Here is a 9,092-nt window from a genome sequence, read left to right as displayed (position 1 = left end):
GAGTTTTCGCAACGATTCAACTTGGGCGCGGTAGATAAAATGCTTCTAGATGCGGCACATGATGCTGAAGCTATTTATCAACTGCTCGATCAAAAACGGGTGGAACCAATCATCGATCTAAACAAACGGGCCAAGAAAAACTTAGAAACGATTGGGGATATACAAATATCTCCAGAAGGTGTGCCCATTTGTCCGATCGGAAAAAAGATGAAACCAAACGGTTATGACCATACACAAAACCGTCAAAAGTGGCGTTGTCCCTTGGCATGCGGAACCAAAAACACTTGTGAAAACCCTTGTTCTACTGCCAAATATGGACGAACCTATCATACAAAAAGTAAGGATAATCTACGTCTATTCCCGAAAACATCAAGGGAAACAGATAAATGGAAATTAATTTATAAACGACGCACTTCCGTCGAACGCTCAAACAAGCGAGAGAAGATTGATTATCATTTAGAAGCTGGAAACCATCGGTCAACCATGATGTGGTACGTCCGAATATTCGGGATCATGATGTGTCAGCACATCGATGCTTGGTACACCCATCAAGAGGATGAACTAAGGTTCCTAAAAGACCATATTTTTGCACAAATAGCTTAGTTATCTGACTTTTTAAAAATTAAATAGCTGGAGCTTATTTGGCATGCCTTTTTTTGAAAACCCTATGAAAATGACCATCTCCTCATCAGATTACACTCCATTTCCAGTAAATTTTTGGGAATTCAGGAATTTACTCGTTTGGAATACCGAGAGTATATTTATTATTATATCAATATATTTGTAAGCGTTTACGATTAGAATTATATACTGTATTAAAAAATAAAACAATACCTATCAAAATTACTTATTTTCTGTCTTTTTTTCAATAGGTGAAAAGACATGTTTTTCACTATGCAAATAAAAATTTCTCCGCCATGGAGGATACGGACGGTAATACAAAACTGACGCAAGGCCGAACCAGTCCATTCGGTCTTGCGTCAGTTCTTTTGCCGTTGTTCCATGGCAGCCTGTTTCTTGATTTTCAATCGGCTGAGATGCAAGAGCGGTTCCGTATAACCATTTGCTCATCTTTCCCCTGAATACAAGATTGCAAGTCTAGATCACAGGATAATATTGCTCATATCGTGGATTACAATAATAAGGCGGTCTGGGTCCTATTTCGGGAATTGACCAAGGATAGGGGTTAGCATTGTATAACACCTGGACTTTTTCATCCGAATGATTGACCAACAATAGCTTCACTTCGGTACTGTACTGATAATATTGCACACTGAACCTCCTTAAAGTATTTCTTTCCCCTTATCATATTCAATGTTAACAGGAATGAGCGCACCTATTGCTTCCATAAAAATAATATTGAGGATCTCTCACTGCATGGGCTCTTGTAACATAAAGTAATCAGAAGTTCTTTTACAGGAGGATCGCCCATGTCACATGATGATCAAAAAGGTTATCCAATGTATCCAAATTACGGGAAAATAACACGTTATGAAGACATTCCAGTTACTGTGCCGGAACAACGCCAGCTTCGCCAGCCGGGTGTAGAAAAGCTGATGGTCCCAAGACCGATTATTGAAAATCCGAACTATAAGGGAAGTGGAAAACTATCAGGAAAGGTTGCACTGATCACAGGCGGTGACAGTGGCATTGGTGCAGCAGTCGCCATCGCTTTCGCCAAAGAAGGGGCTGATGTTGCCATTTCTTATTTAGACGAACACGAGGATGCAAACCGAACAAAGAGGAGAATTGAAGAGATTGGACAACGTTGTTTATTATTGCCGGGTGACTTGAGAGAGAAACAGCAGTGTGTTGATATCGTGGAAGAAACGATTCAAACTTTCGGGCAGCTCAATGTGCTTTGTAACCATGTTGGAATCCAGTTTCAGCAATTAAGCTTGCTGGATATTACCGATGAACAATTCGATGATACCTTTAAGGTCAATATTTACTCACACTTCTACACAACGCGTGCAGCACTTCCGTATCTGCATGCAGGTAGTTCGATCATCAATACAACTTCTATTGTGACGTATATCGGGAATGAACAGCTGATCGATTACACAGCGACTAAAGGAGCGATTGTTGGTTTTACCCGAGCCTTGGCTAACAACCTTGTAGATAAAGGCATCCGGGTAAACGCGGTTGCTCCTGGAAGAATATGGACACCGCTCATACCGGCAAGTTTCTCCGCTGATCAGGTTACACTTGTTGAGAATCCAATGGAACGTCAAGGCCAGCCATTTGAGCTTGCCCCTACTTATGTTTATCTTGCTTCGGACGATTCGCGTTTTGTTACTGGTCAAACACTTCATGTGAACGGAGGGGAATGGACGTCATCTTAATGATTTAGTCTGTTTTTGAATCCAATATACTTTGTGGGAAAAGTGATTCGTGCGAAGTGCCCATGGAAAATGTTCGCAAGCGGCCTTCAGAGCAGATGCATTTGGAGGGTAAGCAGCGTTTTTTACGAACGACTGGCAGAAGGCCCGGTATTTCAATGCCGGGATGATCCCAGAAACATAGGTTTAAATAAAGAAATTGGCCCTTGCTTTTATTTTTTAAATATTGTATCATTAATATAGAATGTATGTTCGGAGGTCCGGGTGAATATGGCGAAAAAAGGTCCCCGCTATGTCGTAGAACTATTCCTCAAAACGGAGATTTTTCAAGTTCATATATTAGAGAAACGCCTTGAAATCGGACGCCATATCGGCAAAAATGCTTAAATGAATTTAATACGTTCTATGAGATGTATCAATCGTTTGAAGAAAAAATGCGCTCTTTAGGTGAAAAACACATTTCCAGTATTGGATTCTAAGTGAGAAAGATATAACCTTTGTCGTGATGAAACCCACGAAAGATAGGCATATCTCCTGTCGTGAGACAGTGGGTGCAAATGCCTATTGGTGTTGTATAGGTCAAACACCGGATGCGTACGTTAAGTTGTGAGAGCCGACCGCAAGGGAAGCCTCGAGCGAGTCCCCTCGTTCGACAGAACGATTTGTGCGCGAAAGTCGTGTGGAAAAGCTCTAGTCCGCAGCCAGAACCTCATCTGGAAAGGGAAAAGCACAAAGTACACACGCGCCATTGCAATTTGTCGCAATGGAACCGTGACCCTTTAGGGTCCCGGAACCTCCCCATTTCAATGGGGAGAGGTTTCAGGGAGGTTGTTGATGAATCATCTAAAGAATTCAGTTATTTTTCGCGATCCAAGCTGGTTAAGAGAACATATTTTCAGTATCTTGGAGTTTTATTATCCAACATGCATCGATTTGGAAAATGGGGGATATTACAGTTGCTTTCTTGATGATGGCACAATATGTGATGACAAAACCAAGCATTTGGTCAGTACATGCAGATTTATTTACAATTTCAGTATTGGTGCTATCCTGGGGGGTTCTCCGGATTATGTTCCAGCTGCAGAACATGGTCTGCGCTTTTTACAACATCATCATCTTGACCAAATAAACGGTGGTTACTTTTGGTTATTAAAAGGAAATAAATTGGCAGATTCCAATAAGTATGCATATGGCCATGCTTTTGTCCTGCTTGCGGCTTCCAGAGCTTATCAGGCTGGTATTAAGTGGGCTAGAACCATCATTGAGTACGTATTCGATGTCCTTGAGAATCATTTTTGGCAGGAAGAACATGAATTGTATGCAGACCAAATTAGTTCAGACTGGACCAATGTTTCTCCGTATAGGGGACAAAATGCCAATATGCACTTGTGTGAGGCAATGTTAGCTGCCTTTGAGTCCACTAATGATACCAAATATCTGCAAAGAGCCTATCAATTGGCAAAATCTGTTACAATTAAGCTTGCATCCCAATCTGGTGCACTTATTTGGGAGCATTATGATGTGAACTGGAATATCGATTGGACTTACATTGAAACCAGTCAAAGCAAACGGGAGTTTCGGCCATATGGCTTCATTCCGGGTCATTCCATCGAATGGAGCAAACTGTTATTGATATTGGAAAGGCACGTCGCACAACCATGGTTGGTCCAAAGGGCCAGGCAATTGTTTCAGTCTGCATGGAGTAAAAGTCGGGATATTCAATATGGCGGATTATTTTATTCACTAACTCCTGAAGGTGCGTTAATGGATACAGATAAATATTATTGGGTCATGGCAGAAACAATCGGTGCATCTGCGCTTTTAGCAGAAAGGCTAGAGGAGGAATTCTATTGGAATGTTTATGACTTAACTTTTGCATATTCTTCTGTCTATTTAATCGATCATCACTATGGCGGGTGGTATCAAAAACTGTATCGAACCAACCTCAAATATGGGAATGTAAAAAGTCCCCCGCCTAAAACAGATTATCATCCCATTGCAAATTGTTACGAAGCCATTCGTTCCTTCATAAAAACGCGCAACTGATTGCCCCTTTATAGGATACGTATAATGTATTTGTAAAGTAATGTACCAACATATTTGTTTATCCCTTTTTAACAAGGAAGGGCTGCAGCCGGTGATGGAAATTGCGCTTGATACGGGGAGTATAGCCATTTCGTCCGCTTCCTCTCCAAAGGGGCGTCCAAAAGTCGAAAAATCGACTTTTCGGGCAGCCCCATTTCCGCATCAAAAACTAGGGGTTAAATTCTCCCTTTTGTATTGTCAGGACTTTTTCATTCAGGACAATGTTTTCGCCTCTTCGTTGCTCATGCCAAACAGTAAGGACGTTTGTCCTCTATTTGCCGTAAAATGTCTAAAATTGACCAATGACTTTCTGGCCTGTTAGGTGACCAATATCTTCCGGGTTGATCTTTTTGCGGACAAGGATTTGACCTTCTCATAATCTTTCATATAGCAGTCCACAGCTTCTAAGCTATGGTAAATCCGTTATCAATATCAAGCGGTGCTTTTTGTTGTTCGTATAGCTCTATAATGCACGTTCTATGCGTAATGCCTGGTCCAATATCTAATTGATTCCTTTTGATTGGAAGAATAATTTAATGCTCTCCTACTTGCCAAAAAGCCATTTCTCAGCACATTTAAAAAAGAACAAAGCGGCGTAAGTGATTAAGAATTCTTTTAGATAGAAAAACCCAAGAATGCTGTTAACATAACATTCCTGAGTAATTCATTTTTTAGACAGTACTGATGTTTATATTTTTTTGAATGGCTGCCTTTTGCTTGAATTCCAAACGGCGACGGTGAAGAATTGGTTCAGTATAGCCATTGGGCTGGTCTATTCCCTTGAATACAAGATCACAAGCCGCTTGAAATGCTGTTGATTCATCAAAGTTATCCGCCATCGGCCTGTATAAAGGGTCACCGGCGTTCTGCTTGTCCACTATTTTTGCCATCCGTTTCATCGTTTCCATCACTTCTTCTTTTGTACAAATGCCGTGATAGAGCCAATTGGCAATATGCTGGCTGGAAATTCTCAGTGTCGCCCGATCCTCCATTAATCCGACTTCATGGATATCGGGTACTTTTGAACAGCCAATTCCCTGTTCCACCCAGCGGACAACATATCCCAAAATTCCTTTATACTGATCTTGCCGTTAATCGAACAACTTCTTTTGAAGAATAATCTTAGGCTCCCCTCGTTCATCCGTATATGTACCAATGACAACAAACCCGTTTTTAATATTCAAAATAAGCATATTCCGCCATTTATTCTTTGTTTTTGTTTGAACGACCCTAAATCTATTTTCGCTTAAATAGTGGTGCTGAATTTCCATTAATTTCGTAGCGATACCATTCCCTCTATAGCTCTCGTCAACGCCGCCTAACCAGCTGTAAAACTCTTCGTCATTAACTTTATAGCCAATCTTAAACCCAATCACTTTATCCCTTTCCATGGCTACAATCATCAACAGACCCGGTCTGCTTTCCATCTGTTTAACCAAATTAGCGGAATCGCCAAAAATGCGGTTATGCAAGCGCAAAATGCCATTTAAAATTTTAGTTTCGGGGATGGACGTGAAACAAGCATACTTCACATCCATATAAATTCACCTCTAAATCATTACACCCAAGCTTTAGGATTTAAAAAGCTGTCCAATCTTTTCACTGTCTTTTCCAAAGCCGTAATGGACTTGATTGTATTCAATGGTTCCACATCTAAAGAATGATTGGCATTCGGGACTGTTTCGATTTGGATTTTGGTGTTTTTTTCCAGAGCCTTCATTCTGCTTGGAATATAATGGGTGTCTTTTTCTCCAATAACAATGATAGATGAATGCTTGCAGAGTAACAGATTTTTATATATCATTTCAAACTTTAATAAAGGGGTAAGCAATACCATTTTAGAATGTAAATACATATCATTTTTCATAAACCCGTTAATAATTGGAATGGTGCCAAGTGATTTTCCCAAAAATACAGTTTTTGGATATTGCTTTTCTTTCATCACCTCTGTTATCACAGGATTTATTTCTTCGCAGATCGTATCGGTTACTTCTGTTAAAGGAAGCTCCAATATGTCATGTTTAAAAGAATAATGAATATGAACAACATCATACTTATTTTCAATCATCAGCATTGTAGAATAATAGAGTAATGGCTTGTCGTATGTATAAGCCGCGCCACAGAACATAAAACACACGGCCGGATTTCCATTTTCAATAAAAGTGTATTGAACTTCCTTTCCATTATTGATCATTGTTCTTTTATGAATCATCATAAACAGTAATTCCCCTTTAACAACCAGCATTTTAACCCGAAGGGTTTATCCCCGTTTTCATCTGCAGCTCATACAATTGCATGTTTATTCCGGACGATTCTACTGTAGTACCCTGCCAAACTTTTTTTCATACAAGTCACGGATCCAGCTTCACAGGTGCTTTCCACTGCTGATTCGGCGAAGGAATGTTTTTCAGCAGGCTTTTCCCAACTCCTTCGCCATTTGTATGTCAGCATGATTCAAACGGCAGCGTTTTTTAGCTTCTGCCCAATCAGAATTCTTCTTCTTGCTCATCAATATCCATTCCTTTCAGAAGTATGTTATCATGCAGATATATAAATATGATAAATTAAAAGTAACCGGGAGGCGACAGGATGGCTAAGGCAGGTTCAAACCCCAGATTCACTATTGCCGATATAAGCGGTTGGGATGGCCAGTGGGAATTGATTGAGGGCATTCCATTCAATATGACGCCGTCCCCTTCTTCAACACATCAACGAATTGTCGGTGAGTTGTTTTATGCATTGCGGACCTTTTTCGGAAAAAGCGGCTGCTCCGTTTTTACGGCGCCTTTTGATGTTCAGTTAAATGAGGCAGATGAGTATACCGTTGTGCAGCCTGATCTTTCGGTTTTTTGTAAAGAAGAGGCCATTCAAGAAAAGCGTGCGGTCGGTGTACCCGATTTGATTGTAGAAGTGCTTTCGCCTTCCACTGCCTTAAAAGATCGAAATGAGAAATTTAATGTGTATGAGCGGACCGGTGTCAAGGAATATTGGCTTGTCGATCCCCTTCATTTGACGGTTGAAGTCTATGGCCTTTTGGATAATCGCTACGGAAATCGTTATGTATATGGACCTGACAATAGCCTGCAATCTTTTCTTTTCCCCGATTTGTCCATTGACCTTAAAAACATTTTACTTGTTTGAACATTTTTTAATTTATGTTCATTCACGAAAAAAATGTTCCGATGATTGGAACAACAGCTGATTCCGAAGTAAGAAAAACAGACAAAACGGCCTGATTTACATTTTGCAGCCGTCGAGGCCAATATGGCTTTATTCTAAAATCAAGGAGGTAGAAACGGGCTTTGATTTCTTACAGGCAAAAAGAACAATGGTTTGATCATTTTTCTTCAGTATCCCTTGAAGAAAGTTATGAAATGTGCATGAATCTGCTTGATGAAAATATACCTGATGATGAACTGATTGAAGACGATTTTGGAACCATATCTGTTGAACTGAAAAGCGAACTTATTCAAGAAAAACAATATGAAAAAGCAATCAATCTTATTGAAAAAATCAAAAGCACTACTACAAAATTGTATCGGAAAGAATTTCCCTATTTGAGTGAATTCGCCGTTGAGTATTACTTATTCAAAAAGAAATATGAAAAAGCCAATGCCCATCTTGAACCCTTTATTAAAAATCCGGACCATGGGTACGATATGTTCCTTCCGCTCTTTGATAAAATACGTTTTTACCAAATGGATGACCTTGCAATAAAATTGGCCAATCAATTGTATAAACCGATAAAAGAAAGCCCTGAATTAATTGGCGGGGCAGAATTCGATTTATTGGATGTCATTTTTTATCATATTTTCCAAGAGTTATATGAAAAACTGGAAAAAAATGAAGAGATCGATATCCAACAATTGAAGGCTACATTCAAAAAATATGAATACGATGATACTTTTCTGGACAAGGATTTTCCGGAAATTTATCATACCTTAAAAACCATGGCTTCCAGGAATGGAGCTGCTGCTTTCACCAAAAATGAATGGACTCATGCTGTCCACGACAATGCGCAAAACGCCATAAAAACTTTATTTTGGTCGTTTGCGGTATATATGCTAAAACGGGGAAAATTTCACTTTTCCTTAAGTACAGACATCTGGTTTCCATTCTTCAACATGCTTTTGGAAAGGGAGACTCTCCAGGACTTCAAATTCGGCTATCAGGATGTAGACGAATTAACCGGCAAATTTTTTGGATTCATGTCCAACAAGAAAGAAAGGGGCTTTGCTTTAACATGGGGCGTGCCATACATATATGATTTTCTGTTTGAGCAGGAACTTGTCGGCAGGGAGTCATATGACGAAGCGTTAAGGCATATTGACGCCATTAAAAAACGATTACGGTATCTATATAAAGAAGACTTGTGGCGATTCGATTTTGTCCATACATGGGTCAAACCTTTATCTGTCAGCGAGGAATCGTTTGCAGAAGAAGAGCAACGGTTTCAAAAAACCTTTTTGAGTCCGCCGAGGAAAACATTCAGCTCTCCTTCTGCCGGTTCAAAGAAGAATATATTTGATGATTTATTTAACGAGGAGAACAATCGGCCGAAAAAACCAAAAGCAGCCAAAAAGAAAGCACGAAAACAAGCAAGTAAACAGAGAAAAAAGAACAGAAAGAAATAAACATAAACAGATGAAGCTGGCATTCAGAAAG

The 9,092-nt window shown here is 39.8% G+C and carries 7 protein-coding genes and 2 pseudogenes; 5 read left to right on the top strand and 4 right to left on the bottom strand.

Annotation, left to right across the window (positions count from 1 at the left end; all coding sequences use genetic code 11):
* A pseudogene (locus AB1L08_RS05585) lies at positions 1-603 on the top strand (transposase); the annotation flags it as partial.
* A 240-nt stretch (positions 604-843) separates the two neighbouring features.
* Here the strand turns inward: AB1L08_RS05585 and AB1L08_RS05580 are convergent.
* On the bottom strand, positions 844-1,071 hold the full coding sequence (locus AB1L08_RS05580; RefSeq protein WP_413063671.1) for a hypothetical protein: 228 nt from the start codon (positions 1,069-1,071) through the stop codon (positions 844-846).
* 359 nt (positions 1,072-1,430) lie between these two features.
* Between AB1L08_RS05580 and AB1L08_RS05575 the strand changes: the two genes are divergently transcribed.
* Both AB1L08_RS05575 and AB1L08_RS05570 read left to right on the top strand, forming a co-directional pair.
* Complete coding sequence (locus tag AB1L08_RS05575; protein WP_413063670.1) at positions 1,431-2,345, top strand: SDR family oxidoreductase; 915 nt, start codon at positions 1,431-1,433, stop codon at positions 2,343-2,345.
* A gap of 831 nt (positions 2,346-3,176) precedes the next feature.
* The gene (locus tag AB1L08_RS05570; protein ID WP_413063669.1) at positions 3,177-4,388 is read left to right on the top strand and encodes an AGE family epimerase/isomerase; all 1,212 of its coding nucleotides are present in this window, start codon (positions 3,177-3,179) and stop codon (positions 4,386-4,388) included.
* A 710-nt stretch (positions 4,389-5,098) separates the two neighbouring features.
* Here AB1L08_RS05570 and AB1L08_RS05565 read toward each other — a convergent pair.
* The 3 genes and pseudogenes from AB1L08_RS05565 to AB1L08_RS05555 form a co-directional block, all read right to left on the bottom strand.
* A pseudogene (locus tag AB1L08_RS05565) lies at positions 5,099-5,503 on the bottom strand (malate synthase G); the annotation flags it as partial.
* A 15-nt stretch (positions 5,504-5,518) separates the two neighbouring features.
* Complete coding sequence (locus AB1L08_RS05560) at positions 5,519-5,965, bottom strand: GNAT family N-acetyltransferase (protein WP_413063668.1); 447 nt, start codon at positions 5,963-5,965, stop codon at positions 5,519-5,521.
* 20 nt (positions 5,966-5,985) lie between these two features.
* The gene (locus AB1L08_RS05555) at positions 5,986-6,642 is read right to left on the bottom strand and encodes an alpha/beta hydrolase (protein ID WP_413063667.1); all 657 of its coding nucleotides are present in this window, start codon (positions 6,640-6,642) and stop codon (positions 5,986-5,988) included.
* Between the two features lie 374 nt (positions 6,643-7,016).
* Between AB1L08_RS05555 and AB1L08_RS05550 the strand changes: the two genes are divergently transcribed.
* Both AB1L08_RS05550 and AB1L08_RS05545 read left to right on the top strand, forming a co-directional pair.
* Entirely contained in the window at positions 7,017-7,568 is a 552-nt protein-coding gene (locus tag AB1L08_RS05550) for a Uma2 family endonuclease (RefSeq protein WP_413063666.1), read from the top strand.
* A gap of 161 nt (positions 7,569-7,729) precedes the next feature.
* A complete protein-coding gene (locus AB1L08_RS05545; protein ID WP_413063665.1) occupies positions 7,730-9,061 on the top strand; it encodes a hypothetical protein in 1,332 nt (443 codons plus the stop codon).
* The last annotated feature ends 31 nt before the right edge of the window (positions 9,062-9,092 follow it).

The organism is Siminovitchia jepli (assembly GCF_047228825.1).
Classification (GTDB): domain Bacteria; phylum Bacillota; class Bacilli; order Bacillales; family Bacillaceae_C; genus Siminovitchia.
This window is presented reverse-complemented; position numbering and strand designations above follow the sequence as displayed.